Source organism: Pseudomonas sp. TJI-51 (assembly GCF_000190455.2).
Classification (GTDB): domain Bacteria; phylum Pseudomonadota; class Gammaproteobacteria; order Pseudomonadales; family Pseudomonadaceae; genus Aquipseudomonas; species Aquipseudomonas juntendi.
Genome location: NZ_AEWE02000056.1, coordinates 1 through 637 on the forward strand (window position 1 = coordinate 1; position 637 = coordinate 637).

Here is a 637-nt window from a genome sequence, read left to right on the forward strand (position 1 = left end):
CTGGGTGCCACCGGCAAAGGCCACGGCAGTGACAAGGCCGTGTTGCTCGGCCTTGAAGGCGAACAGCCGGACACCCTCGATACCGACAGCATCCCCGCCCGCCTGCAGGCCATCCGCAGCAGTGGCAAGCTCAAGCTGCTGGGCGAGCACACCATTGCCTTCAATGAAAAGCAGCACCTGGCAATGATCCGCAAGCCACTGGACTACCACCCCAACGGCATGATCTTCCGCGCATTCGACAACGCCGGCCTTCAAATCCGCAGCCGCGAGTACTACTCGGTGGGCGGCGGCTTTGTGGTTGACGAAGCCGCCGCCGGCCCCGACCCCCCCCCCGGCCACGACCGCATTGTCGAGGACAGCACCGCCCTGGCCTACCCGTTCACCACCGCCAAACAGCTGCTTGGCCACTGCACCACGCACAACCTGGCGGTCAGCCAGGTAATGCTGGCCAACGAGCAGGCCTGGCGCCCAGAGGCAGAAACCCGCGCCGGGCTGCTGCGCATCTGGCAAGTGATGCAGGACTGCGTCGAAGCCGGCTGCCAGCATGAGGGCATTCTGCCGGGTGGGCTCAAGGTCAGGCGCCGGGCACCGGCACTGTACCGCCAGCTCAGCCGGCACCCGGAGGCCAGCCTGCGCG

1 protein-coding gene is annotated in these 637 nt (G+C 67.0%); it reads left to right on the top strand.

Annotated features, from left to right (window positions below; all coding sequences use genetic code 11):
• On the top strand, positions 1 to 637 hold a 637-nt coding region (locus G1E_RS29510; protein WP_047149876.1), incomplete at both ends, for a serine dehydratase beta chain.